Raw genomic sequence first — 25,036 nt, forward strand, 5'->3', positions numbered from 1 at the left:
CGCACCATCGAGTGGACTCAGGGATTCGTCAGCACGACCTTCCCGAACTGCTCACCCGCGGCCAGCCGCTCGAAGCCCTCACGCGCCCGGTCCATCGGCATGATGTCGTCGATGACCGGCCGCACACCCGTGGCGGCGCAGAACGACAGCAGGTCCTCCAGCTCGTCCTTGGTGCCCATCGTGGAACCGACGACCTTGAGCTCGAGGAAGAAGATCCGGGTCAGCTCGGCGTGGGAGGGCCGGTCGCCGCTGGTGGCACCGGAGATGACCAGGGTGCCGCCGGGCTTCAGCGACTTCACCGAATGCGACCAGGTGGCGGCCCCGACGGTCTCGATGACGGCGTCGACCCGCTGCGGCAGCCGCGCCCCCGACTCCAGCGCCTCCACGGCCCCGAGCTCCACGGCCCGCTTGCGCTTGGCCTCGTCCCGGCTGGTGGCGTAGACCCGGAGCCCGGCGGCCTTGCCCAGCACGATGGCCGCCGTGGCGACTCCCCCACCGGCGCCCTGCACCAGCACGGAGTCCCCGGGTCGTACCCCCGCGTTGGTGAACAGCATCCGGTACGCGGTCAGCCACGCCGTCGGCAGACAGGCGGCCTCCGCGAAGGAGAGCTCCTTGGGCTTGGGCAGGATGTTCCAGGTCGGCACGGAGACCTGCTCGGCGAAGGTGCCCTGATAACGCTCGGTGAGGATGGAACGGGGTTCCTTCGGGCCGACCCCGTGCCCGCTCTGCCCGATCACGGAGTGCAGGACGACCTCGTTGCCGTCCTCGTCGACTCCGGCGGCGTCACAGCCGAGGATCATCGGCAGCTTGTCCTCTGCGAGGCCCACGCCGCGCAGGGACCAGAGGTCGTGGTGGTTGAGGGAGGCGGCCTTGACCGTGACGGTGCTCCAGCCGGGACGGGCCTCGGGAGCCGGACGCTCCCCCAACTCCAGGCCGGACAGCGGCTGGTCGCGGTCGATTCGGGCGGCGTAGACAGCGAACATGACCTTGACGATAGGTTCCGCGAGCACCCGAAGGAACCATCCGCCCCTGTGAGACACACCCTCTTGCCAGGTGGGGGCGTTGTTGCTGGGGCCCGCCACGGGACGTCGGCCACGACGCTCCCGCGCCCGCGTACGGCGAGAACGGGCCGTGTCGGCGGGTGTCCGCCCGCGGCGGTTGGCGCGTCAACGCCGTTCAGTCGGCATGAAGGTCCATCGCGCCGCTCCGAGGACGGACACCCCCGACACGGCCCCGGCCCTCCACCCGACGCAAGGCGCAAAGCGCAAGCACCCGCACATCACCCGAACAGCCCTACCCCAAGGCAAAGAAATGACCCCACCCGATCCCGGGCAGGGCCACCTCAACAACAGCGTCGGCGTCGGCGTCAGCGCCGGGCCACACCCTCGGCCCGTGCAGCCGCCGCCACCGCGGCCGTGACCGCCGGAGCGACCCGCTCGTCGAACGGCGACGGGATGACGTAGTCGGCGGCGAGGTCGTCCCCGACCACGGCGGCCAGCGCCTCCGCGGCGGCCAGCTTCATCCCCTCGGTGATCCGCGAGGCCCGCACCTGCAGCGCTCCGGCGAAGATCCCCGGGAAGGCCAGCACGTTGTTGATCTGGTTCGGGAAGTCCGACCGCCCGGTCGCGACGACCGCCGCGTACTTGTGCGCGACCTCGGGGTGCACCTCGGGGTTCGGGTTCGCCATGGCGAAGACGAACGCGCCCTCGGCCATGGTCGCCACCGCGGACTCCGGAACCGTCCCGCCGGACACGCCGATGAACACGTCGGCACCGTTCAGCGCCGCCTCCAGCGATCCGGTGATGCCGGCCTTGTTCGTGAACCCGGCCAGCTCCTGCTTGACCGCCGTGAGGTCGTCCCGGTCCGCCGACACGACACCCTTGCGGTCGGCCACGGCGACATCGCCGATCCCGGCCTCGACCAGCATCTTCGCGATGGCGACACCGGCGGCGCCGGCGCCCGAGATGACCGCCCGCAGCTCCCCGAGCGCCCGCCCGCTGAGCCGCGCGGCGTTCCGCAGGGCGGCCAGCGTCACCACGGCCGTGCCGTGCTGGTCGTCGTGGAAGACCGGGATGTCCAGCCGCTCCTGCAGCTTCCGCTCCACCTCGAAGCACCGGGGCGCCGAGATGTCCTCCAGGTTGACGCCGCCGAACGACGGCGCGAGCCGCACCACGGTCTCGACGATCTCGTCGACGTCCGTGCAGTTCAGGGCGATCGGAACCGCGTCCACGCCGCCGAACTGCTTGAACAGAATCGCCTTGCCCTCCATCACCGGGAGGGAGGCCTCGGGCCCGATGTCACCGAGCCCCAGCACGGCCGTACCGTCCGTCACGACGGCCACGACCGACGACTTCCACGTGTAGTCGTGCACGAGCTCCGGCTGCTCCGCGATCGCGCTGCACACCTTCGCGACGCCGGGCGTGTACGCCAGGGACAGGTCGTCCTTGTCGCGGACCGGCACGGTGGCCTGCACAGCCATCTTGCCGCCGCGGTGCAGCGCGAATGCCGGGTCGAAGGAGTCGAGGGGCTCCGCACTGCCCTCGTGATCCGTATCGCCGGTCTTGCTCTCGCTGCGAGGATTGACGATCTCCGCTGCCACTTCGTTTTACCCCTTAAATCTTCATTGTTTTGAGGGTGGCCACTCCTGGTGAGGGGTGGGCGGGCACCACGTAGGCCCATGTCGTGCTTGTACGTGTATACGTACGGGCGCGTACGCGACGGGCGCGCCGCACACGCGCCCTGAGCCCCGGATGAGGGGTGTAAAGACCCTTCTTACCGGACGGATGGCGTCGACGACGAGTCCATAACGCGAAGGTCACATGACAGGGCCCTGACCCTTCGTCCAAAATCGGGACAAGACCTGGACAAACCAGCCACACCCACTCAACCATCCGTGAAGCCCTCGGCCCCCGTATTGAAATCTCGGGATTTACCGAAGATCTTCCGGCCGGAACGGTTCATTCCTGCAGAAGGTCCGGCCGTGATGTACCGGAGTGGTGCGGTTCGGGGGTCGCCCGTTATCCGATTTTGACATGGCTGGCCCCCAGAATCGCGCAGTCCGAATGGCAAGATGCCGTAATCACACGAGGTCGCGACACTCGAAGAGGTGTGCTCTCGTCGACCCACGGCACTGCCGAACCTTTTCGGCGTGCCACGGCCGTGCCGAACCCATCGGCGACGGCCCGCCCCATCGGCAACTCCACCCATCCGCCGGAGGAACCCACCATGACCGCAAGCTCCACCCGTCGTACGACCGCCGCGCACTCCCGGCTAGCAGCGGTCGGTGCGATCGCGGTCGCAGGCGCACTGATGCTCACCGGATGCGGTGACCAGACCAAGGACACCGGGTCGAGCGACACCTCGGCCTCGGCCCCGCTCGCCGACAAGCTGCCGCAGGCCGTCCGCGACAAGGGCGTCATCAAGGTCGGCTCCGACATCGCCTACGCCCCGGTCGAGTTCAAGGACAGCTCCGGCAAGGTGGTCGGCATCGACCCTGACCTCGCCGCCGCCATGGGCAAGCAGCTCGGGGTCGATTTCCAGTTCGAGAACGGCACCTTCGACACGCTGATCACGGGTCTGCGCTCCAAGCGGTACGACATCGCCATGTCCGCGATGACCGACACCAAGGACCGCCAGGAGGGCATCGACTCCGACACCGGCAAGAAGGTCGGCGAGGGCGTCGACTTCGTGGACTACTTCACCGCCGGTGTGTCGATCTACACCAAGAAGGGTGACGACCAGGGCATCAAGACCTGGTCCGACCTGTGCGGCAAGAAGATCGTGCTGCAGCGCGGCACGGTCTCCGAGGACCTCGCCAAGGCCGAGTCGAAGAAGTGCCCCGCCGGCAAGAAGATCGCCATCGAGGCCTTCGACAACGACCAGCAGGCCCAGACCCGTCTGCGCGCGGGCGGCGCCGACGCCGGCTCGTCCGACTTCCCGGTCGCCGCGTACGCGGTGAAGACCTCCGGCGGCGGCAAGGACTTCCAGCTGGTCGGCGAGCAGGTCGAGGCCGCCCCGTACGGCATCGCGGTCGCCAAGAACCAGACGGAGCTGCGGGATGCCCTCAAGGCCGCGCTGGACGCCGTCATCAAGAGCGGCGAGTACGAGAAGATCATGAAGAAGTGGGGCGTCACGGACGGTTCCATCGACGCGGCCACCATCAACGGCGGCAAGTGACCGCAGCGCAGCGGCACTGAAAGGCAACACCCGTGACTGTTGACATCGACAAGACGCCGGCCGACACGCCCCCGGCCGGACCGGAGGCCATCAAGGCCATCCCGGTCCGGCACTACGGGCGGTACGTCTCCGCCGTCGTCGCCATCGCCCTGCTGGTCGGGGTCGTCTACGCGTTCTCCCAGGGCAAGATCAACTGGGGCGCGATCCCGGACTACTTCTTCGACGACCGCATCCTGGACGGCGTCGGCAAGACGCTCCTGCTGACCGTGCTGTCCATGGTGATCGGCATCGTCGGCGGCGTCATGCTCGCCGTGATGCGCCTGTCGAAGAACCCGGTGACCTCGTCGATCGCGTGGTTCTACATCTGGTTCTTCCGCGGCACCCCGGTCCTGGTGCAGCTGATCGTCTGGTTCAACCTGGGCCTGGTCTTCGAGTACATCAACCTCGGGCCGTTCTACAAGGACGAGTGGTCGGACTTCATGACCCCGTTCCTGACGGCGCTGCTGGGCCTCGGACTGAACGAGGCCGCCTACATGGCGGAGATCTGCCGTGCCGGTCTGCTCTCGGTCGACGAGGGCCAGACCGAGGCGTCGCACGCCCTGGGCATGAGCCACTCCAAGACGCTGCGCCGGATCGTCATCCCGCAGGCGATGCGCGTGATCGTGCCGCCGACGGGCAACGAGGTCATCAACATGCTGAAGACGACCTCGCTGGTCTCGGTCGTCCAGTATCCGGAGCTGCTCCGTGCCGCTCAGGACATCGGCCAGACCTCCGGCGCCCCGGCAGAGATGCTGTTCCTGGCGGCGGCCTGGTACCTGCTGATGACGTCGATCTTCAGCGTCGGCCAGTACTACCTGGAACGGCACTACGCGCGCGGTTCGAGCCGGTCGCTGCCGGCCACCCCGTTCCAGAAGATCAGGGCGAACGTGCTCTCCCTGTCCAGCCGCTCCAAGCCGAAGGGAGGCACCGCATGACCGTCATGGTCAAGGCCGAGGGCGTCCACAAGTCCTTCGGCCCCGTAGAAGTCCTCACGGGCATCGACCTGGAGGTGAAGACCGGCGAGGTGTTCTGCCTCATCGGCCCCTCCGGTTCCGGCAAGTCGACCTTTCTGAGGTGCATCAACCACCTGGAGAAGATCAACGCGGGCCGTCTGTACGTCGACGGCGAGCTGGTCGGCTACCGGCAGAAGGGCGACAAGCTCTACGAGCTGAAGGACAGCGAGGTCGCGGTCAAGCGCCGGGACATCGGCATGGTCTTCCAGCGATTCAACCTGTTCCCGCACATGACGGCCGTGGAGAACGTCATGGAGGCGCCGGTCCAGGTCAAGGGCGTGAACAGGGGCAAGGCCCGTGAGCGTGCCCTGGAGCTGCTGGACCGGGTGGGCCTGGCCGACAAGGCGGGCAACTACCCCTCCCAGCTCTCCGGTGGTCAGCAGCAGCGCGTCGCCATCGCCCGGGCCCTGGCCATGGACCCGAAGCTGATGCTGTTCGACGAGCCGACCTCGGCGCTCGACCCGGAGCTGGTGGGTGACGTCCTGGACGTCATGCGCGACCTGGCCGAGTCCGGCATGACGATGATCGTCGTCACCCACGAGATGGGCTTCGCCCGCGAGGTGGGCGACAGCCTCGTCTTCATGGACGGCGGTGTGGTGGTCGAATCCGGTCACCCGCGCGAGGTGCTGACGAACCCGCAGCACGAGCGGACGAAGTCGTTCCTGTCCAAGGTGCTCTGACGGTACGCACAGCGAGGGGGCGGTACGGGATCTCCGTACCGCCCCCTTCGCGCGCGCTACTTCACGGCCAGCAGCAGGGTGTCCGAGGGCGAGCACCACACGGGCCTGGCCTCGCCGAACCCCTTCTCGCGCAGCACGCGCGCGTGCCAGGCCGCGGACGGCGTGTCGCCGTCGGCGTGTTCGCCGTAGATCTCGTAGCGCCGGGCGGTGGGCCCGGCGAGGACCGGGTCCTTCGCAGCGAGCTGCCACCACTCGGCCCAGTCGGGCGTGCCGTCCCGCTTGGCCTGATCCATACGGGCGTGGCGTTGCGCGCGCTCCGCCGCGTTGATCCGGGGCGTCGTCTCGTCGATCATGTGGTCCGCGTTCATGAAGACACCGCCGGCACGGACGAGTCCCGCGACCCGGCCGTAGAGGTCCGCGAGGGGTTCCTTGTGCAGCCAGTGCAGGGCCGTCGCGGTCAGAACGGCGTCGTAGGAGTCGTACGGCAGCTTCGACGGCCAGTCCGGGTCCTTGAGGTCGGCGGTGACCAGACCGACCCGCTCGTCACCCGCGAAGGTGCCCTCGGCGATGGCGAGGAGCGCCGGGTCGAGGTCGACGCCGGTGCTGGTGGCGTCAGGGAACCGGGCGAGCAGCCGGGCGGTGATGCTGCCCGTGCCGCAGGCGAGGTCGAGGACGCGGGGGGCGGTGCCCACAAGGGCCTCCACCATGTCGAGCATGATCCGGAACCGCTCCTCGCGGTCGGGCATGTACCACTCCTGCTGCCGGTCCCAGCTCTCCTGCCAGGCCTGCCAGTCGGTGGTGGCCGTGGTGGTGTCCGCGTCCGTCATCGAGCCCCTCCCTCGTAATACCCTGGAAGCACCATCAGCTGTTACAAGTGCGCGATCACGACCATAAAGCCCCTCCGTAAGGACTACAAGTGGAACTGGCCTATTACTCGGACTACGCGGTGCGCCTCGTCAACACCGAGGAACCGGTCCGGGGCAAGGACGCCCTGACGTCGGTCGAGGCCGTCCGCGACCTGTTCGGGCCCAGCCAGTCGGCGGCTCGCCGCGCCACCGACGCGGACGTGACCCGCTTCCGCTCGGTCCGGGCCCGGCTGCGCGCGGTCTTCGAGGCGGCCGACACCGGTGACGAGAGGCTCGCCGTCGACCTGCTGAACTCGCTGCTGCTGGAGTTCCCGGTGAGCCCGCAGATCTCCGGGCACGACTTCCGCGACGACGACGGCCGCCCCCTGTGGCACATGCACCTGGCGGACCACCCGTCGAACGCGACCGCGGGCTACGCGGCCATCGCGGCGATGGGCCTGGCGTTCCACCTGACCGAGCACGGCGCGGACCGCCTCGGCCTGTGCGAGGCCGCGCCCTGCCGTAACGCCTACCTCGACACCTCGACCAACCGCTCGCGGCGCTACTGCTCCGACCGCTGCGCCACCCGCGCCAACGTGGCGGCCTACCGCGCCCGCAAACGCCTGGAGGCCACCCGGCCCGACGTGCCCGAGAGGACGGGCCTGGCCGCCGACAGCGCCCAGCCCAGCAGCGCCCAGGGCGACCGCCGGCCGGACCTGCGCGGCCGGTAGCGGAACCGGACCCGCCCCAGCACCAGGTCGTCGGGCACGACGCCGTAGTCGGTGCTGTCGCCGCCGGCGTACGCGTTGTCCCCGAGCACCCACCAGCCGCTCTCGCGCCGCTCAACGATCCGCTTGACGACCAGCAGGTCCTGCTGGAAGGGGTGCCGCAGCACGACGACGTCCCCGGGCCTGACCCGGGCTCCGTAGTGCACCAGGAGCCGGTCCCCGTGGTACAGCGTGGGCACCATGGACGGCCCGGTGACCTCGGCCACCCCGAAGGGCGGGGCCGGCCTCCCCCGCTCGGACTCCTGCGACAGCTCCGGCATCACCCGGCACCTCCCCGGTTCTTCCTCCACCAGTCTCAGTCTCACCCCGGACTTTTGTCCTAAGCCCATGGGGGCACCCGCGAAAAGCCGTCCCCCACGGAGTAATGTCCCCTGTGAGAAGACGATCACGAGGAAGGAATGCTCCATGCTTTCCCGCCTGTTTGCCCCCAAGGTCAAGGTCAGTGCGCACTGCGACCTTCCCTGCGGTGTGTACGACCCTGCCCAGGCCCGCATCGAGGCGGAGTCGGTCAAGGCTGTCCAGGAGAAGATGGCCGGCAACGACGACCCGCACTTCCAGGCGCGTGCCACCGTCATCAAGGAGCAGCGCGCCGAGCTCGCCAAGCACCACGTGTCGGTGCTCTGGAGCGACTACTTCAAGCCCCCGCACTTCGAGAAGTACCCGGAGCTGCACCAGCTGGTCAACGACGCCCTGAAGGCCCTCTCGGCCGCCAAGGGTTCGACCGACCCGGCCACCGGCCAGAAGGCGCTGGACTACATCGCCCAGATCGACAAGATCTTCTGGGAGACCAAGAAGGCCTGATCTTGGATCATGCCGTTTGACCTGCAATCTTCCTTGGTTGCCAGGTCTACCGGTCCGCACCCGGTCCGTTGTCCGCCGAGCACGGCGTCCATGACGGTCCGGGTGCGGTCTTCTTCGCGCGGTCCGCCGGCGACGAGAGCGGTGGCGGAGCGGTTCTCCCTCCACCGTCAGGGCGCCCGAGCTCAACCGTCATGCTCCCTCGCCGGCCACCGGCAAAGGGCCGGGGCAGCGCCCCACGGGAAAGATCCCCACATGTCACCGCCCGGCCCGTCACCAGAAGGCCGGCAAAGCTCGTTGCGGCCAGGGGTGTTCGGAACGCCTACTCGCCCGGTCCCCCGGTTCCCTTCTTGGCGTTGTGGCTTCGCCGGATGCCGGTCAGCACCGCGATGACGCTGATGACGACGAGCATCACCACGCCGGTGGGCCAGAAGCCGCTGCCGCCTCCCGCGGCCAGATCAAGGTTCTCCACGCTTGTGCTGACTTTGGTGTCGGTCGCCGACGTGAGGGTCTCGGGGTAGTGAACGCCGGCCCTCTTCGTTTCGCCGTCGGCGGGCCGGCCCGGATCCATGACCGGTCGACATCGGTCAGGCTGCCGCGCCGACCTCGGTGGGCTGCTCGCTGTCGAGGGTGGCTTCGCGGGTGCCGTTGACGTTGCGCGCGTGCACCGGGTCGCGGCGCGAGACGAGGACGGCGCCGGCCGCGAGGGCCGCGCCCACCAGGGCGACGGCGGCCGAGCCGAGGTCACCGCCGTGGTGCACGGCCGCGGCGGCCAGTGCGCCGACCAGCCCGGCGGCAGGCAGGGTGACCGCCCAGGCGACCGCCATCCGGCCCGCGACACCCCAGCGGACCTCCGCGAGCCTGCGTCCGAGGCCCGCCCCGAGGATGCCGCCCGCGGCCACCTGTGTGGTGGACAGGGCGAAGCCGAGGTGGGCGGAGGCCAGGATGACGGTCGTGGAAGCGGTCTCGGCGGCGAAGCCCTGCGGCGACTGGATCTCGGTCAGGCCCTTGCCCATGGTGCGGATGATGCGCCAGCCGCCGAGGTAGGTACCGAGGCCGATGGCGAGGGCCGCGGAGGCGACGACCCACAGGGGCGGACCGGCGTGGTGGCCGAGCGCACCGGCCGAGATCAGCGTGAGGGTGATGACCCCCATGGTCTTCTGCGCGTCGTTCGTTCCGTGCGCGAGGGAGACCAGCGAGGCGGAGGCGATCTGACCGACGCGGAAGCCCTTGGTGACGCGGTCCCCGCCGGCCCGGCGGGTGAGCCGGTAGGCGAGGTGGGTGGCGAGCAGCGCGGCGGCACCGGCCACGACAGGAGAGGCGACCGCGGGCACCAGCACCTTCTCCACGACCTTGGCGAAGTCGACGCCGTGGCTGCCCGCCCCGGCCCACACGGCCCCGATCAGCCCGCCGAACAGGGCGTGCGAGGAACTCGAGGGCAGACCGATCAGCCAGGTCAGCAGGTTCCACAGGATCGCGCCGACCAGCCCCGCGAAGATCATGCCCGGGGAGACGAGGGTGTCGTCCACGATGCCCTCCGAGACGGTCCTGGCGACCTCCGTGGACAGGAACGCGCCGGCGACGTTGAGGACACCGCTGATCAGGACCGCCCTACGGGGCGCGAGCGCGCCGGTGGCGATGGACGTGGCCATCGCGTTCGCCGTGTCGTGGAAACCGTTGGTGAAGTCGAAGGCCAGGGCCGTGACGATGACGGCCGCCACGAGGAACGTGATGTGGTCCATTCCTGCATGCAAACAGCGCGGACCGGTGGATCGGCACCGATGCGGCGCGGGCCGGTCGAGGTTCACGCAGGTGGCGGGGGCGCGTGCCTCTACGATCACGCCCATGAGGATCGGCTGGACGTACGCCTTCATCGACCGCCCGCGTGAGACCTTCGGCGCCGCCTGTGACTTCTGGACGGCGGTCACGGACACCCGCCTGTCCGAACCGCGCGGGGAGCACGACGAGTTCGTCACGTTGCTCCCCGAGGGCGCCGACGCGTGCGTGAAGGTGCAGGCGGTCGGCCCGGGTTCCGGAGGTGCGCACCTCGACTTCTGCGTGGACGACGTACCGGAGTTCGCTGCCGCGGCGGTGCGGCTCGGCGCGAGCGTGGTGACCGGCCTGGGGTCGCTCGTCGTGCTGCGCTCGCCCGGTGGGCAGTTGTTCTGCGCGGACCCCTGGCGCGGTCAGTCGGCGCGGCCGGGCGTGGTGCGGGGCAGCCGTCTCGACCAGGTGTGCGTGGACGTCCCGCCCTCGGCCTACGACGCCGAGGTCGCCTTCTGGAGCGCGCTGCTCGACGGCTGGGAGTCGCGCCCGGGCACCCTGCCGGAGTTCCACGTGGTCGAGCCGCCGCCCGGCCTCCCGGTCCGTCTGCTCCTGCAACGCCTCGAGGAGGAGGGCACGACCTCGGCCCACCTCGACCTCGCCTGCGCCGACGTCACGGCGACCCGGACCCGGCACGAGCACCTCGGGGCCACCTTCGTGGCCGACTTCTCCGGCAGGACGGTGCTGCGCGACCCGTCGGGCGGAACGTACTGCCTGACGAACCGGGATCCGGTGACGGGCGGTTCGCGCGGTCAGGGCGTGTCGACGTAGGCGCAGGCGACAGCCCCGCCGTCTCCGGTCGTCGGGCAGGGCGGCAGGTCCGGTGGCTCGTCGGGATCCGCCTGCTGCCAGACGTACGGCCCCCGCGGCTCCGTGGAGTCCTGCATCCACAGCGTCAGGCCGCCCGCGGCGGCCACGAGCAGCGCCCATCCGATCACCACCCGGCGCCACACCGTGCGGCGCCGCTCCCCCGGTGCACCCATGCCTCACAGGCTAGTGCCGCGGCGGGCAACGATTGCCCGTGTCGGAGCGGCGTCCGGTGCGTGCTCTCGGCGTGCCGGCCGGAAGCCCTCGTACTGGACGCACTCGGGCTTTCGGCCGGTGCGGCGAGAGTGCGAGCCGGGCGTCGCGAACGGGGCGAACGTCGCCTGCCGCGGCACTAGTCGGCCAACCGCGCCGCCCGGGCCCGGAGATAGTGCTGCTCGGGGAGGCTGAGGGTCTGCGCCGCCGCCGACTCGTAGGCGGCCCGGGCCGCTTCGGGCCGACCCGCGCGCTCCAGGAGGTGGCCGCGTACGGCGTCCAGGCGGTGACCCTTCGACTCGCCGGCCAGGGAATCGAGTTCGGCCAGGCCGGCGTGCGGGCCGTGGACCATGGCGACGGCGACCGCGCGGTTGAGACGTTCGACCGGGCCGGGCACCAGGCCGACCAGCACGTCGTACAGACCAAGGATCTGCGCCCAGTCCGTCGCCTCGGCCGACGGCGCCTCGTCGTGCACGGCGGCGATCGCTGCGCGCAGTTGGAACGGCCCCGGGCGGCCCCGGGACAGGGCCCCGGTGACCAGTGCGACGCCCTCCTCGATGGCCGCCCGGTCCCAGCGGCCGCGATCCTGCTCGTCGAGGGGGGTCAACTCGCCGTGCGGACCGCTGCGCGCGTCGCGCCGGGCGTCGGTGAGCAGCATCAGCGCGAGCAGACCGGCCACCTCGCGGTCGCCGGGCAGCAGCCGGTGGACCGTGCGGGTCAGCCGTATGGCCTCGCCCGCGAGGTCGCGGCGTTGCAGCGCGGCGCCCGAAGTGGCCGTATAGCCCTCGTTGAAGATCAGGTAGAGGGTCTGCAGGACGGACGGCAGCCGCTGCTCCCAGCGGTCCGGGCGGCCGAAGCGCACGCCCCGCACCTTCTGCTTGGCCCGGCTGACCCGCTGCGCCATCGTCGCCTCGGGGACCAGATACGCCCGGGCGATCTCCGCGGTGGTCAGACCGCCCACGGCCCGCAGGGTCAGCGCGATCTGCGCGGACGGCGACAGATCCGGATGGCAGCACAGGAACAGCAGCGACAGCGTGTCGTCCTCGCGGGGCGCCCGCTCCCCGGGCGGCGGTGCCGTGAAGGCGTCCCGGGGCGTGAGCGCGGCGGCCCGCTCCTCACGCCGCCGCCGGGCCTGGTCGCTGCGCAGGGCGTCGGTGAGCCGCCGCGCAGCGACCTTGATCAGCCAGCCGCGCGGATTGCCGGGCACGCCCGCGGAGGGCCATTGCCCGGCCGCCGCGAGCAGTGCCTCCTGTACGGCGTCCTCGGCGGCGTCGAAGTGCCCGTACCGTCTGACCAGCGCACCGAGGACCTGCGGCGCGTTGCTGCGCAGCAGGTCCTCGATCTCGGGTGTGTCCCGCACGGGCGTGTCCGTCGGTGCCGGTCGTCCGTCAGATGTCCCCGGAACCGTCCATGATCGGACGGATCACGACCGGGTGATCGGGGGCACCGGCCGGCTGGGGGCAGCGTGCGACCCGGTCGGCGATCTCCGTGACCCGCTCCAGACTTTCGCACTCCAGGACCCAGTAGCCGGCCAGCAGCTCCTTGGTCTCGCCGTACGGCCCGTTCGTGATCACAGCCTTGCCGTCGTCACCGAGGGTGACGTGACGGGTCTGTGCCGGCTCCGACGAGCTCACCGCTCTCGGAGAGGTCGTCGTTGATGGCGCCCATGTAGGCGAACATGGTCCGCAGCTCCTCCTCGCTCCAGGCCGGGGAGTCCGCCGACGCCCTGCCCCGCATGGCTTCGTAGTCCGCCTGTGTGCCCTGCACCATGACCAGGTACTTCATCGGTCCGCTCCTTCGCTCGCACCGCCCCGTCGGGCGGCTCTTCACAGGGGACGTCGGAGCCGGGCGGTGTATCTCGACACGGGCTGAGGGATGGATCGCGGCGGTTTGACCGGGGCCTGTTCCAGGCCCTAAGCCCCGCCGACCGGGCCGGAGCCGGCTTCGGGCCGGGGCGTCGTCGCGGGCGGGGCGGTTTCCTCGGTGGCCGGGTGGGGCTCCCCGGGGCGAGCGCCCTCGACGGTGTGGCCGCTGCCCACGGCGTCCGGGTCGTAGGCCCGGCACTTCGGGTTGCCGCATGGGCCCGCCACCCATCGGGGAACCCAGGTGCCCAGCGTCTTGTGACGCCGGACGACCGTCTCCACTGGCTGTCCGCAGCTGGGACAGACGTGTTCGTCGCTGCCCATGTCCCCAGAGTAGGCCGGTCGTGGGTTCAGCGCTTCCTGCCGTACGTGCGCACCAGAGCGCCGTTGCCGAACGTGCGCACCGGCCCCAGGGTGAACTCCGAGATCGCGAACCCGGAACCGAACATCGGCATGCCCGCCCCGTAGACGAGCGGGTAGGTCTTGATGACGAGTTCGTCGATCTCGTCGAACAGTTCCCCCGCGACCTGGGAGCCACCGCACAGGTAGATGCCGAACTCGCTGTCTTCGGCCTTCAGTTCACGGACCTTTTCGACCAGGTCGCCCGCGATGATCCCGACGTTCGGGTCGGGCGACTTCTCCAGGGTCCTGGAGGCGACGTACTCCCGCAGATGGGCGTAGGGGCTGGTGATGCCCTCCTTCAGGGCGAGGTCGTAACTGCCCCGTCCCTGCATGGTGTCGAACCGCTTGTTCGGCAGGTCGTCGAAGCCGAGGGCACGGCGCGCCTGGGTGGGCACGGTGTCCGGGTATTCCGTCCTCAGGAAGTCGAGGAACTCCTCGTCGAGGAGTCGCATCATCGCTGTTCCGTCTCCGCTCGGGTCCCCGATGAAGCCGTCGAGGGAACAGGCGATGTAGTACGTGAGCTTTCGCAAGCCGGTCTCATTCCGTAGGCAGTCGCTGCAACAGCTCCAGCTGTAGTACTTCACTTGTAGTGGTGGCAAGGGAATGGCGATGCGTCGCCGAAAGTGAGAGAGGGGACTCCGGATGGTCGGCAGCCCGTTGGAGGCGCTCGCGCTCTCCGGTGGGTCTAGGCGGGCCGCCGCCGCGGCCTGGGCTCCCTCCACATGGGCCACATCGCGGGGCCGTCGGGGAGGTCGAGGACCGGGCCGGCGGGCGCGAAGCCCAGGCGCTCGTACAGCTTGCGGCTGCGGGCGCTGCTGGCCTCCAGGTAGGCGGGCAGGCCCTCACGGTCGCAGCGGTCGAGGACGGCCTCGATGAGCGCAGTGCCGAGACCCTCGCCCTGCCGGCCGGGCGACACGCCGATCATCCACAGGTACTCGTGGGCCCGCCCGGTGGGATGGATGGCCGCCGTCAGCCGGCCGATCGCCTCGATGCGCTCGTTGCCGGGGTCGACGGCCTCCCGCACCTGGGCCGGCCCTTCGTCGTCCGGGGCGCCGTCGTGGCCCTCGGCGCCGTCGTGGCCTTCGTCCGCGGGCATGGAGAGCCACAGGGCGCAGGCCGAGCCGTCCTCCGTGACGTCTATGCGGCCGGCCGCGAGCACGATGTCGGTGAAGGCGGCCATGAGTCCGGGGTGCTTGGCGCGGCGCTCCTCCGCACCGGGGAAGACCCAGCCGCTCACGGGGTCGTCCTGGAACGCCTCGTCCAGGAGCCGGACGATCAGCTCCCTGTCCCCCGCGCCCGCCGTCCGGATGGCCACACCCATGCCCCGCCCCTTCGCTCGCCCCGACGGGCGTTGATCGTAGGGGGGCCGGCTCCGGCAGGACGCTGCGAGCAGGATCTTGGCGGGATTCAGTCGAACGTTTGCCCAATCCCGACCGGTACGGGAGCGGTGCACGAGCCGCGCGGGAGCCGGTACGGGAGTGGATCCGGGAACCCGTCCGGGAGTTGGTCCGGGAGTGTCGCGAGAAGGGGCCGGGCCCCGCACACCGTGGGGCAGTGCGGGGCCCGCCGACCGGAGGCCGGTGGCCGTGCGGGGTCAGGTGCCGCACGGCCCCGGCACTCCGGAGTCCTGCCTTCGGTGACCCGAAGGGGTGTCGCCGGTGGTGTCACTCGCAGCGGCGGGAGGGACCTTCCGACCGCTGTGGGCCACCGGCTGCCGTGGGTCGCCGACCACTGCGGTCGCCGGCCTCCGTGGGCCCTCAACCGGCCCGCCGTGTCGCGAACTCGGCGAGCGCCAGCAGGCCGCCCGCCGCCTCCGGGTCCGGCACCGCCCGGGCCAGTTGCTGCATCGCCCGGGCCATCCGGTCGGCCGCCTGATCCTGGGCCCAGTCACGGCCACCCGCTCGCTCCACCGCCAGGGCGATGCGCTCCCGGTCCCCCATCTCGCCGTGACCTGCGTACAGTTCGGCGAGTTCCGCCGCAGCCGGGTGGCCGGAGGCGAAGGCAGCTGCCACCGGCAGGGACTTCTTGCGGGTGGCCAGGTCGGCCCCGACGGGCTCGCCGATGCGGCCTGAATCGCCCCATATGCCGATGACGTCGTCGATGAGCCGGAAGGCGAGCCCGGCTTCCCGTCCGAACGCGTCCAGCGCGGCCACTTCCCCCTCCGAGGCGCCCGCGTACAGTCCGCCGATCGCGCAGGCGCTTCCGATCAGGGCACCCGTCTTGGCCTCCGCCATGGCGAGCACCTCGTCGAGCGTGACCTCCGTGGGGGCGCACCGCTCCAGGGCCGTGTCCGCGTGCTGCCCCACGCACAGTTCGACCACGCAGTCCGCGAGCCGGAGGGTGGCGGCCGGTGCGGCCGGGTGCGGATCCTGCGCGAGCAGCCGCAGTGCCAGCGCCTGCTGAGCGTCCCCGGCGAGGATGGCGTCGGGGTCGCCGAACCCGGTCCACGCGGTGGGGCGATTCCGACGGGTGGTGTCCCGGTCCATCGCGTCGTCGCGCAGCAGTGTGACGTGGTGGATCAGTTCCACCGCCGCAGCCGCCCGAGCCGCCCCCGCCCGCGCCTCGGGCCCGCCGCGGGCCGCCGCAGCGGCGAGGACCAGCGCGGGCCGGATCGCCTTGCCGGAGCCCCCCTCCGCCGCCGTGCCGTCGGCCCGTTCCCAGCCGAAGTGGCAGAGCGCGATCCGGCGCATCGGCCCGGGCAGGGAGCCGAGCGCGGCCCGCAGCACCGGATCGACCTCCGCCCGGGCCCGTTCCAGCAGCACGACCGCCTCGTGCCCCTCGGCCGGCGCCGACCGGCCGTCGCGCTGTGCCCCGATGGTCCCTCGCCCCTCCGGTGTCCCGGCCGTCCGCCGGTGCTCGGCGTGGCGCTGCCCGCCCGGGGCGGGCAGCGTCGTCTCCGTCCCGGACTCCGTGAGGGACTCACCCATGGGACCGCCTCGGAGAATGAGCGGAGAGTGGCGCTTCCGCTGTCACTGGGCGCGTACCCCGAGGATGTACCCGCCCTGACGGGCGGGGACACGGCCGACGTGCCGCAAGCGTCACCGCCAGCGGCCGATCTCGACGTTCTCCAGGACGCCGAGCGCGTCCGGTACCAGGACCGCGGCCGAGTAGTAGGCCGTGACCAGGTACTTGATGATGGCCTGTTCGTTGATGCCCATGAAGCGCACCGACAGGCTGGGCTCGATCTCGTCCGGGATGCCGGAGGCACGCAGACCGATGACGCCCTGGTCGGCCTCGCCGGTACGCAGGGCGATGATCGACGTCGTGCGGGCGTCCGAGACCGGGATCTTGTTGCACGGGAAGATCGGTACACCGCGCCAGGTCGGGATGCGGTTGCCGGCCATGTCGATGGTCTCGGGCACCAGCCCGCGCTTGTTGAGCTCGCGGCCGAACGCGGAGATGGCACGCGGGTGGGCGAGGAGCAACTTGGTGCCGCGGCGCCTGCTGAGCAGCTCGTCCATGTCGTCCGGGCCGGGCACACCGTCGTGCGGCTGGATCCGCTGGTCGTACTCGCAGTTGTGCAGGAGTCCGAAGTCGCGGTTGTTGATGAGCTCGTGCTCCTGGCGCTCCTTGAGCGCCTCGACCGTCAGCCGGATCTGCTGCTCGGTCTGGTTCATGGGCTGGTTGTAGAGGTCGGCCACGCGGGTGTGGATGCGCAACACGGTCTGGGCGACGCTCAGTTCGTACTCACGGGGCCGGGCCTCGTAGTCGACGAAGGTGTGCGGGATGTCCGGCTCGCCGGAGTGGCCGGAGGAGAGGTCGATCTCCTTCTCGCCGTACTTGTTGGAGCGCTGGGAGGGGATCGACCGGCGCTGCCGGAGGTGTTCGCGCAGGGTGTCCGAGCGCTCCGCGATCTGCTGGAACTCCTGGCGGGGCAGCACGAGCACGGTGCAGGCGGTGAGGGCGCGGGCCGTGAACTCCCAGATGGCGTCCTCGTCGAGCAGCGCCTCGTCGCCGAAGTAGGCGCCGTCGGCGAGGACCCCGAGGGACTCGTCCTCCCCGTAGGGGCCCGTGCCGACCTTCTCCACCCTGCCGTGGGCCAGGAGGTACACAGCGTCGGACGGGCTGCCGAAGGAGGCGATCACCTCACCCGCCGGGATCTCCCTCTGCTCGCAGCGGCGGGAGATCTCGTAGAGCACCTCCTCGTCGTCGTACGACCGCAGCGCCGGCAGCTCCCCCAGCTCGGCGGGGATGACCTCGACGCGGTCGCCGGTCTTCACGAACGTCACCCGGCCGTCGCCCACGGCGAACGTCAGCCGTCGGTTCACCCGGTACGTGCCGCCTTGGATGTCGACCCAGGGCAGCATCCGCAGCAGCCAGCGCGAGCTGATCTCTTGCATCTGCGGCACGGACTTGGTCGTGGTGGCCAGGTTCCGCGCGGCCGCCGTACCGAGACTCTGCTGCGGCTTGGTCTGCTCCGCGCGGACCTCTTCGCCTACCGACATAGAGAACTGCCCTCCCGGTTGTGACCGACGCCCACATGCCTCGGGCATCGATGTGCACCGGCAAGCCTTCCGCACGCGCCGTCGTGGTGCTATTACCCGAAAGAGGGGGAATGGATCTTCGCAGTGTTGGGCAAAGGGGGCCCCTCGCGGCATGCCAGAGCGCCCGTGTCCGGGACGCGGACCGAGTGCAGGGGTCCGGACCGCGTGGCGGGGCACGGCGGCGGCGTCAGCACGGGCGCCCCTCTCCCCCACGTCCGGGTGACAATGGCCCGATGACCAGCCCCGACACCCCAGGACTCGCCGCGCTGCGTCCCCGGCTGCCGTCACCGGTGCAGGAAGTCGTGGACGACCGGTTCGAGCGCAGGGGAGTGCGGCTGCTGCTGAAGCGGGACGATCTGATCCACCCCGAGTTGATCGGCAACAAGTGGCGCAAGCTCGCGCCGAACCTGGCAGCCGCCGCCGGCCGTCCCGTCGTCACCTTCGGCGGCGCCTGGTCCAACCACCTGCGCGCCATGGCCGCGGCCGGCCGGCTGCTCGGCATCCCCACGGTCGGTGTCGTACGCGGCGACGAGCTGGCCGGGCGGCCCCTCAATCCGTCGCTGGCCCGTTGCGCGGCCGACGGCATGCGGCTGCACTTCGTCGACCGGGGGACCTACCGCCGCAAGGCCGCGCCGCGGGACCTGGCCGGCATCCTGCACGCGGCGGACGCCGAGGACGCATACGTCGTCCCCGAGGGCGGCAGCAACGCCGAGGCCGTGCGCAGCTGCCGCGCACTCGGCGCCGAACTGAGCGGCCGCGCCGACGTCGCCGCCGTGGCCTGCGGCACCGGTGGCACGCTCGCGGGGATGGCCGCCGGTCTCGGGCCCGGCGCGCGCGCCCTCGGTGTGCCGGTGCTCAAGGGCGGCTTCCTGACCGCCGAGACGGAGGCCCTGCAGCGTGCGGCGTTCGGCGGCCGGCGCGGCACCTGGAGCCTGGACGAGCGTTTCCATTTCGGTGGCTACGCGCGCGTGCCCCCCGAGCTCGACGCCTTCGCGGCGGACTTCGAACAACGGCACGGCCTGCCGGTGGAGCGTCTGTACGTCGCCAAACTGCTGTACGGACTCGTCACGCTGGCGGGTGAGGGGGCCTTCCCACGTGGGACGGCGGTCGCGGCCGTGGTCACCGGCCGCCCTTTCCTCTGAGGAGCCCCTGCTCGTTCTTTGGCGACACTGATCCTTGGCGCCGCTGATCCTTGGCGCCGCTGGTTCTTCCCTGAGGTGTCGCTCCGCCGTCACGCAGCCTCGCGGAACGCCGCCGCCTCCTCCAGGTCCAGCCTGCGCAGCAGGGTCCGCAGCATCTCGTCGTCGATGTAACGGCCGTCCCGGAGTCTGACGAACACCTCGCGCTCGGCGCTGATCATCTCCCTCGACAGTCGCCGGTAGGTGTCGTCCACGGACTCCCCGGTGATCGGGTTGGCCTGGCCGAGCCGCTCCCAGACGGCGTTGCGGCGGCGCTCCAGCACGATGCGCAGCCGGTCGGCGAGCGGGGCGGGCAGGGCGTTGCGCTCGTCGGTGAGGAGCTCGTCCAGGCGCCGCTCGGCGGCCCGGGAGGCCTGCGCCTGGGCGTTGGCCTCGGCGAGCGTCTCGGTCTGCGCGTCCCGCCCGGGGAACCTCAGCACCCGGATGAGCGGCGGCAGGGTCAGGCCCTGCACGACCAGGGTCCCGATGACCGTCGTGAAGGTCAGGAACAGGATGAGATTGCGCTGTGGGAAGGGCTCCTCGCCGTCGTGCATGGTGAGCGGGATGGAGAAGGCGATCGCCAGCGAGACCACACCCCGCATCCCGGCCCACGCGATGACGAAGGGCCCCTTCCACGTGGGGTTCTCCTCCCGTTCCCGCACCCGGGCCGACAGCAGCCGCGGCAGGAAGGTGGCGGGGTACACCCAGACGAACCGGGCCGCGACGACGACCAGGAACACGGCGACCGCGTACCAGGCGGCGTCGACGCCCTCGTACTCCCCGAGCCCCCTCAGCACCACCGGCAGCTGCAGGCCGATCAGCGCGAAGACCGCCGACTCCAGGACGAAGGCGACCATCTTCCAGACCGCCTCCTCCTGCAGGCGGGTGGCGAAATCGACCTCCCACGCGCGGTGCCCCAGGTAGAGCGCGACGACCACGACCGCGAGGACACCGGAGGCGTGCAGCTGCTCGGCGACGGCGTACGCGACGAAGGGGATCAGCAGGGACAGCGTGTTCTGCAGCAGCGCTTCCTTCACGTGGGTGCGCAGCCAGTGGATCGGTGCCATCAGCAGCAGGCCCACCACGACGCCGCCGACCGCCGCGAGGAGGAACTCGCCGATCCCCTCGGCCCAGGTCGCGCCCTCGCCGACGGCGGCGGCCAGGGCCACCCGGTAGGCGGTGATCGCGGTGGCGTCGTTGAGCAGGGACTCGCCCTGGAGGATCGTGGTGATCCGCGACGGAAGCCCCACCCGGCGGGCGACCGCCGTCGCCGCGACCGCGTCCGGGGGCGCCACCACCGCGCCGAAGACCAGGGCCGCGGTCAGCGGCATCCCCGGCACGATCACGTACAGGGCCCAGCCGACGACGAAGGTCGCGAAGAGCACGTACCCGACGGACAGCATCGCGACCGGCCGCAGCTGCGCCCGCAGGTCGAGATAGGAGCTTTCGGTCGCTGCCGTGTGCAGCAGCGGCGGCAGGATCAGCGGCAGGACGACGTGCGGGTCGAGCGTGTACTCGGGCACCCCCGGGACATAGCTGACCCCCAGCGCCACGGCCACCAGCAGCAGCGGCGCCGGCACCGGGGTGCGCCGCGCGGCCGCTGCGATCGCGGCGCTGCCCGCCACGAGCAGCAGCAGTGGCATCACGTCCATCGTTCCCACCCTCATTTTTCGACGCGGTCTTCCGCCCGACCGTCGTAACCTGGCAATCATGAAACAGTGCACGCACGCCGAGGCGCTGCCGCACCCCGAACCCGGCCCGCTCAGCGAGACGTGTCCGGAGTGTCTGGCCGAAGGCATGGATCCTGTGCAGCTGCGGCTGTGTCTCAGCTGCGGTCACGTCGGCTGCTGCGACTCCTCGCCGGGACGGCACGCGTCGGAGCATCACAAGGAGTCCGGTCACCCCGTGATGCGGACACACGAGCCCGGGGAGACCTGGCGTTGGTGCTTCGTCGACCATGTCCTGGTGTGACGCGACAGGACCCCGGCGGCGGACGGTTCGACCGTCTGACGTCTGGGTACGTCAACCCGGCGCGCGCTCTTCCCTTTTGGGCCCGCCCAACCCCTAGACACGGAGCGTATCCACAGGTTTACTGTGAGTGACGACAAGGGGTTGGGGTCCCGGGGACAGGACCGTCGAGAGCGCGGTAGCGTCACCGCTGAACCACGTATCGCGTTATCCCGGGGGACGACCCTCGGCCCTGAAACGCTTGTACCACCATGGAGGTGAGGGTGTCCCAGATCGCAGGCGAGCCCGCGACCCAGGACTTCGTGGAAGTCCGGCTGCCGGCCGCGGGGGCCTACCTGTCGGTGCTGCGTACGGCCACGGCCGGTCTCGCGGCCCGTTTGGACTTCACCCTCGACGAGATCGAGGACCTGCGCATCGCAGTGGACGAGGCCTGCGCGATCCTGCTTCAGCAGGCCGTGCCCGGCTCGGTGCTCAGTTGCGTCTTCCGCCTCGTCGACGACTCACTCGAGGTCACCGTCTCGGCGCCGACCACGGACGGTCATGCCCCCTCGCGGGACACCTTCGCCTGGACCGTCCTGTCCGCTCTCGCGGGCAAGGTCTCTTCCGCCGTGGACAAGGACAAGACCGTTTCGATCAGCCTCTACAAACAGCGCGGCGCGGGACCCGGGCCGGCGTGAGGAGCGAGGACGGGCCGGTGCGGGACGAAGAGCGCGGCACACGAGAGCTGCCGGCCGAGGACACGGGCACGAGTGGCCCGAAGGGTGCCCGGCGCATGGCGGACGGCATCGACGGCATCCCCGAGCAGGCCCGCCCGCATCCCGAGGACGACTCCGCGGGGGTCGTCCTCCCGGGCGGCGGGCGGCCCGGCCGGGACGGTGCCGTGCGGAGCGCGCCTCCGGGCGGGGGCATCGGAGCATCCCCGGCCCAGGGGGGTCCCCCCACTCGCGAGAAGTCGAGAGTGGCGGAGGAGGCGAGGGCTCGGGGAAGGGCGACGGGCGGGACGATGAGCGAGCACGAGCGAGACTCCGAGGATCAGGCGCCGCGTGCACACCACGCACAGAGTGCGCAGCACGGCGCTCCGGACCGCAGCGGGGCACGCGAGATGTTCCTCAAGCTGCGCACACTGAGCAGCGGCAGCCCCGAGTACGCGGAGCTGCGCAACCAGCTGGTCCGGATGCATCTGCCGCTCGTGGAGCATCTCGCGCGCCGCTTCCGCAACCGGGGCGAGCCGCTGGACGACCTCACCCAGGTCGCCACGATCGGGCTGATCAAGTCGGTCGACCGCTTCGACCCGGACCGCGGTGTGGAATTCTCGACGTACGCGACCCCCACGGTCGTCGGCGAGATCAAGCGGCACTTCCGCGACAAGGGCTGGGCGGTGCGCGTCCCGCGCCGGCTGCAGGAGCTGCGCCTGGCGCTGACCACGGCCACGGCCGAGCTCTCGCAGCTGCACGGCCGCTCCCCCACGGTCCACGAGCTCGCCGAGAAGCTGGCGATCTCGGAGGAGGAGGTCCTGGAGGGCCTGGAGTCCGCCAACGCGTACTCCACGCTGTCCCTGGACGTTCCCGACACCGACGACGAGTCCCCGGCGGTCGCGGACACCCTCGGCGCCGAGGACGAGGCGCTGGAGGGCGTGGAGTACCGGGAGTCCCTCAAGCCCCTGCTGGAGGATCTCCCGCCGCGCGAGAAGCGGATCCTGCTGCTTCGGTTCTTCGGCAACATGACGCAGTCGCAGATCGCCCAGGAGGTCGGCATCTCCCAGATGCACGTCTCCCGGCTGCTGGCGCGCACGCTCGCACAGCTGCGGGAGAAGCTCCTCGTCGAGGAGTGACGGCTACTTCTGAAGGTCGCCGGAATGGCCGGGCCCGCGGATCCCGAGGGCCCGGGTCGCCTCGGGATTCACCAGCAGTACGAGCGACGCGACGGCCACGACCGCGAGGGCGATCCCGCCGGGGATGGCCATGCTGTCGGCCTGCAGCAGGTTGTAGGCCACCGGCAGCGCCATGAGCTGGGTGATCACGGCCGGGCCGCGGCTCCAGCTGCGCAGGGCGAGCAGCCCGCGGGCCGCGAACAGCGGCAGCAGCGCGAGCACGACCAGCGTGATACCCCCGGTCACGGCCTGCTGCCGGTCGTCGGGGTGCCCCGTGAGGCCGAGGACGAGGATCCAGACGCCGCCGACGACCAGTGCGAGGCCCTCCAGCGCGGCCAGCAGCGCGGCGTACGTCAGACGCCGGGGGCGGGGGCCGGTGGTTTCCTCGGTCGTGGGGGTCTGCTCACTGCTCACCCCTGAAGGGTAGCCCTCGTCGTACGCGCCCCTCGCGGCCAGGTTCACCTCCGCCTTCTTACCTGATCCCTACCTCGGTATGGGCCCGGTACCCCCCAGTAGGTACGCTGCCAGTCATGCGTGCACTCCTCGTGGTCAATCCGGCGGCAACCACCACAAGTGCGCGCACACGCGACGTACTGATCCATGCGCTCGCCAGCGAGATGAAGCTCGAGGCGGTCACGACCGAGTACCGCGGTCACGCGCGCGACCTCGGCCGGCACGCGGCGGACAGCGACGACATCGACCTGGTGGTGGCCCTCGGCGGCGACGGCACGGTCAACGAAGTGGTCAACGGCCTCCTGCACGCCGGCCCCGCTCCGGGGCATCTGCCGGGCCTCGCGGTGGTCCCGGGCGGCTCCACCAACGTCTTCGCCCGCGCCCTGGGGCTGCCCAACGACGCCGTGGAAGCCACCGGCGCCCTGCTGGACGCCCTGCGCGACGGCAGCGAGCGGACCGTCGGCCTGGGTCTGACCTCGGGCACACCGGGCACCGAGGACGAGTCGGTGCCGTCCCGCTGGTTCACCTTCAACGCGGGGCTAGGCTTCGACGCCGGCGTGGTGGGTCGCGTGGAGCAGCACCGTGAGCGCGGCCGGAAATCCACCCACGCTCTCTACGTGCGCCAGGTGGTGCGTCAGCTCCTGGGCGAGCCGAACCGCCGCAACGGGACGATCACCCTGGAGCGGGCCGGGGAGGATCCGGTCACCGATCTGGTGCTGTCCATAGTCTCGAACACCTCGCCCTGGACGTTTCTGGGGAATCGCCCGATCTACGCGGCACCTAAAGCCTCGTTCGATACCGGCCTCGACCTCTTCGGTCTCAGCCGCCTCTCGACTGCGGCGGTTGCCCGGTATGGCACCCAGTTGCTCACTTCGTCCCCCGAGCGTGGGCCCCAGGGGAAGCACGCCACCTCTCTGCACGACTTGACAGAGTTCACCTTGCATTCGAAGGTCCCGCTCCCCCTCCAGATGGACGGTGACCACCTGGGGCTGCGGACCAGCGTGACGTTCACAGGCGTACGCCGTGCACTGCGTGTGATTGTGTGAGCAGAACTGGCTAAAGTCCTTTCACTCGAACGTTTAGGCCAGGATCCACCCCATGGAAGTACGGCTGTGACCTAGTCGACACCGAAGAATCAAAAAAAACTTTCCAGAAGGGGTTGTATCCGCCGCTGAGGTTTGCGAGTCTCTACGTGGCGATCGGGACGGCCCGCAAGACCGGCCTCCACTGATCACCGGAACCCCTCTCCAATACACAGGACCTTCGTCAGGTGACCCTGACGGTCGGCCCTTCACTTGTTGAGGGATTCGTGAAAGCGTTCACATTCACAAGCACCTGCACGTAATACCAAGGAGAGGTAGCAGCCATGGACTGGCGTCACAACGCCGTTTGCCGCGAGGAAGACCCCGAGCTCTTCTTCCCCATCGGCAACACCGGTCCTGCGCTGCTGCAGATCGAGGAAGCCAAGGCCGTCTGCCGTCGCTGCCCGGTGATCGAGCAGTGTCTGCAGTGGGCGCTCGAGTCCGGCCAGGACTCCGGCGTCTGGGGTGGTCTCAGCGAGGACGAGCGCCGTGCCATGAAGCGCCGCGCCGCCCGCAACCGGGCTCGTCAGGCCTCCGCCTGACAACCCACCCCT

26 protein-coding genes and 2 pseudogenes are annotated in these 25,036 nt (G+C 70.6%); 12 read left to right on the top strand and 16 right to left on the bottom strand.

Annotated features, from left to right (window positions below; genetic code table 11):
- Positions 1-17: 17 nt before the first annotated feature.
- Positions 18-983 carry a zinc-binding dehydrogenase gene (locus AB0937_RS21935; protein ID WP_366713870.1) on the bottom strand — a complete coding sequence of 322 codons (966 nt, stop codon included), beginning with the start codon at positions 981-983 and terminating at the stop codon, positions 18-20.
- Between the two features lie 383 nt (positions 984-1,366).
- Complete coding sequence (locus AB0937_RS21940; RefSeq protein ID WP_366713872.1) at positions 1,367-2,599, bottom strand: NADP-dependent malic enzyme; 1,233 nt, start codon at positions 2,597-2,599, stop codon at positions 1,367-1,369.
- A 626-nt stretch (positions 2,600-3,225) separates the two neighbouring features.
- On the opposite strand from AB0937_RS21940, the gene AB0937_RS21945 reads away from it, so the two are divergent.
- Genes AB0937_RS21945 through AB0937_RS21955 form a run of 3 tightly spaced genes read left to right on the top strand, consistent with a single transcriptional unit; the run spans position 3,226 to position 5,908 of the window.
- Positions 3,226-4,176 carry an ABC transporter substrate-binding protein gene (locus AB0937_RS21945; RefSeq protein ID WP_366713873.1) on the top strand — a complete coding sequence of 317 codons (951 nt, stop codon included), beginning with the start codon at positions 3,226-3,228 and terminating at the stop codon, positions 4,174-4,176.
- Positions 4,177-4,208: 32 nt separating this feature from the next.
- Entirely contained in the window at positions 4,209-5,150 is a 942-nt protein-coding gene (locus AB0937_RS21950) for an amino acid ABC transporter permease (RefSeq protein ID WP_366713874.1), read from the top strand.
- Positions 5,147-5,908, top strand: coding sequence for an amino acid ABC transporter ATP-binding protein (locus AB0937_RS21955; RefSeq protein ID WP_366713875.1), 762 nt, complete (start codon positions 5,147-5,149; stop codon positions 5,906-5,908). Before AB0937_RS21950 ends, AB0937_RS21955 begins: the two co-directional genes overlap by 4 nt.
- Before the next feature lie 56 nt (positions 5,909-5,964).
- Here the strand turns inward: AB0937_RS21955 and AB0937_RS21960 are convergent, their stop codons facing one another.
- Positions 5,965-6,735: a methyltransferase gene (locus AB0937_RS21960; RefSeq protein ID WP_366713876.1), complete on the bottom strand. Its 771-nt coding sequence runs from the start codon at positions 6,733-6,735 to the stop codon at positions 5,965-5,967.
- Between the two features lie 119 nt (positions 6,736-6,854).
- Here AB0937_RS21960 and AB0937_RS21965 point away from each other — a divergent pair.
- Positions 6,855-7,313: pseudogene (locus AB0937_RS21965) on the top strand (CGNR zinc finger domain-containing protein); the annotation flags it as partial.
- Positions 7,314-7,357: 44 nt separating this feature from the next.
- On the opposite strand, the gene sodX reads toward AB0937_RS21965, so the two are convergent.
- Positions 7,358-7,801: a nickel-type superoxide dismutase maturation protease gene (gene sodX, locus AB0937_RS21970; protein ID WP_366713877.1), complete on the bottom strand. Its 444-nt coding sequence runs from the start codon at positions 7,799-7,801 to the stop codon at positions 7,358-7,360.
- Between the two features lie 145 nt (positions 7,802-7,946).
- Here sodX and sodN point away from each other — a divergent pair, with 145 nt between their 5' ends.
- A complete protein-coding gene (sodN, locus tag AB0937_RS21975) occupies positions 7,947-8,342 on the top strand; it encodes a superoxide dismutase, Ni (RefSeq protein ID WP_030928916.1) in 396 nt (131 codons plus the stop codon).
- Positions 8,343-8,661: 319 nt separating this feature from the next.
- On the opposite strand, the gene AB0937_RS21980 is transcribed toward sodN, so the two are convergent.
- Together AB0937_RS21980 and AB0937_RS21985 are read right to left on the bottom strand one after the other, a co-directional pair.
- The gene (locus tag AB0937_RS21980) at positions 8,662-8,910 is read right to left on the bottom strand and encodes a hypothetical protein (RefSeq protein ID WP_366713878.1); all 249 of its coding nucleotides are present in this window, start codon (positions 8,908-8,910) and stop codon (positions 8,662-8,664) included.
- 16 nt (positions 8,911-8,926) lie between these two features.
- On the bottom strand, positions 8,927-10,081 hold the full coding sequence (locus tag AB0937_RS21985) for an inorganic phosphate transporter (protein WP_366713879.1): 1,155 nt from the start codon (positions 10,079-10,081) through the stop codon (positions 8,927-8,929).
- Positions 10,082-10,184: 103 nt separating this feature from the next.
- Between AB0937_RS21985 and AB0937_RS21990 the strand changes: the two genes are divergently transcribed.
- A complete protein-coding gene (locus tag AB0937_RS21990; RefSeq protein WP_366713880.1) occupies positions 10,185-10,934 on the top strand; it encodes a VOC family protein in 750 nt (249 codons plus the stop codon).
- On the opposite strand, the gene AB0937_RS21995 is transcribed toward AB0937_RS21990, so the two are convergent.
- The 8 genes and pseudogenes from AB0937_RS21995 to AB0937_RS22030 form a co-directional block, all read right to left on the bottom strand.
- Positions 10,916-11,146: a hypothetical protein gene (locus AB0937_RS21995; protein ID WP_366713881.1), complete on the bottom strand. Its 231-nt coding sequence runs from the start codon at positions 11,144-11,146 to the stop codon at positions 10,916-10,918. The genes AB0937_RS21990 and AB0937_RS21995 overlap by 19 nt on opposite strands.
- Positions 11,147-11,322: 176 nt before the next feature.
- Entirely contained in the window at positions 11,323-12,543 is a 1,221-nt protein-coding gene (locus AB0937_RS22000) for a sigma-70 family RNA polymerase sigma factor (protein ID WP_366713882.1), read from the bottom strand.
- A gap of 28 nt (positions 12,544-12,571) precedes the next feature.
- Positions 12,572-12,968 (bottom strand): annotated as a pseudogene (locus AB0937_RS22005) (YciI family protein).
- Positions 12,969-13,096: 128 nt separating this feature from the next.
- Entirely contained in the window at positions 13,097-13,369 is a 273-nt protein-coding gene (locus AB0937_RS22010) for a hypothetical protein (protein WP_366713883.1), read from the bottom strand.
- Between the two features lie 26 nt (positions 13,370-13,395).
- Entirely contained in the window at positions 13,396-13,977 is a 582-nt protein-coding gene (locus tag AB0937_RS22015; protein ID WP_366713884.1) for a dihydrofolate reductase family protein, read from the bottom strand.
- Between the two features lie 155 nt (positions 13,978-14,132).
- Positions 14,133-14,768 (bottom strand): GNAT family N-acetyltransferase, encoded by a 636-nt coding sequence (locus AB0937_RS22020; protein ID WP_366713885.1) that lies wholly within the window; start codon positions 14,766-14,768, stop codon positions 14,133-14,135.
- 436 nt (positions 14,769-15,204) lie between these two features.
- Positions 15,205-16,374: a polyprenyl synthetase family protein gene (locus AB0937_RS22025; protein WP_366713886.1), complete on the bottom strand. Its 1,170-nt coding sequence runs from the start codon at positions 16,372-16,374 to the stop codon at positions 15,205-15,207.
- A gap of 111 nt (positions 16,375-16,485) precedes the next feature.
- Positions 16,486-17,892, bottom strand: a complete 1,407-nt coding sequence (locus AB0937_RS22030; protein WP_366713887.1) for a family 2B encapsulin nanocompartment shell protein — start codon at positions 17,890-17,892, stop codon at positions 16,486-16,488.
- Between the two features lie 272 nt (positions 17,893-18,164).
- Here AB0937_RS22030 and AB0937_RS22035 point away from each other — a divergent pair, with 272 nt between their 5' ends.
- Entirely contained in the window at positions 18,165-19,073 is a 909-nt protein-coding gene (locus tag AB0937_RS22035) for a pyridoxal-phosphate dependent enzyme (RefSeq protein WP_366713888.1), read from the top strand.
- Positions 19,074-19,162: 89 nt separating this feature from the next.
- Here the strand turns inward: AB0937_RS22035 and AB0937_RS22040 are convergent, their stop codons facing one another.
- Complete coding sequence (locus AB0937_RS22040) at positions 19,163-20,761, bottom strand: Na+/H+ antiporter (protein ID WP_366713889.1); 1,599 nt, start codon at positions 20,759-20,761, stop codon at positions 19,163-19,165.
- A 58-nt stretch (positions 20,762-20,819) separates the two neighbouring features.
- Here AB0937_RS22040 and AB0937_RS22045 point away from each other — a divergent pair, with 58 nt between their 5' ends.
- From AB0937_RS22045 to AB0937_RS22055, 3 genes are all read left to right on the top strand, one after another.
- The gene (locus AB0937_RS22045) at positions 20,820-21,080 is read left to right on the top strand and encodes a UBP-type zinc finger domain-containing protein (RefSeq protein WP_234849473.1); all 261 of its coding nucleotides are present in this window, start codon (positions 20,820-20,822) and stop codon (positions 21,078-21,080) included.
- A 260-nt stretch (positions 21,081-21,340) separates the two neighbouring features.
- Positions 21,341-21,754, top strand: coding sequence for a hypothetical protein (locus AB0937_RS22050; protein WP_003992877.1), 414 nt, complete (start codon positions 21,341-21,343; stop codon positions 21,752-21,754).
- Positions 21,755-21,771: 17 nt separating this feature from the next.
- The gene (locus AB0937_RS22055) at positions 21,772-22,908 is read left to right on the top strand and encodes an RNA polymerase sigma factor SigF (protein ID WP_366713925.1); all 1,137 of its coding nucleotides are present in this window, start codon (positions 21,772-21,774) and stop codon (positions 22,906-22,908) included.
- Positions 22,909-22,911: 3 nt separating this feature from the next.
- Here the strand turns inward: AB0937_RS22055 and AB0937_RS22060 are convergent, their stop codons facing one another.
- Positions 22,912-23,361: a hypothetical protein gene (locus tag AB0937_RS22060; RefSeq protein WP_366713890.1), complete on the bottom strand. Its 450-nt coding sequence runs from the start codon at positions 23,359-23,361 to the stop codon at positions 22,912-22,914.
- 116 nt (positions 23,362-23,477) lie between these two features.
- Between AB0937_RS22060 and AB0937_RS22065 the strand changes: the two genes are divergently transcribed.
- Positions 23,478-24,446 carry a diacylglycerol kinase family protein gene (locus AB0937_RS22065; protein WP_366713891.1) on the top strand — a complete coding sequence of 323 codons (969 nt, stop codon included), beginning with the start codon at positions 23,478-23,480 and terminating at the stop codon, positions 24,444-24,446.
- Between the two features lie 320 nt (positions 24,447-24,766).
- On the top strand, positions 24,767-25,024 hold the full coding sequence (locus AB0937_RS22070; RefSeq protein WP_003992873.1) for a WhiB family transcriptional regulator: 258 nt from the start codon (positions 24,767-24,769) through the stop codon (positions 25,022-25,024).
- Positions 25,025-25,036: the final 12 nt, after the last annotated feature.

It is taken from the genome of Streptomyces sp. NPDC047880, assembly GCF_040706515.1.
Classification (GTDB): Bacteria; Actinomycetota; Actinomycetes; order Streptomycetales; family Streptomycetaceae; genus Streptomyces.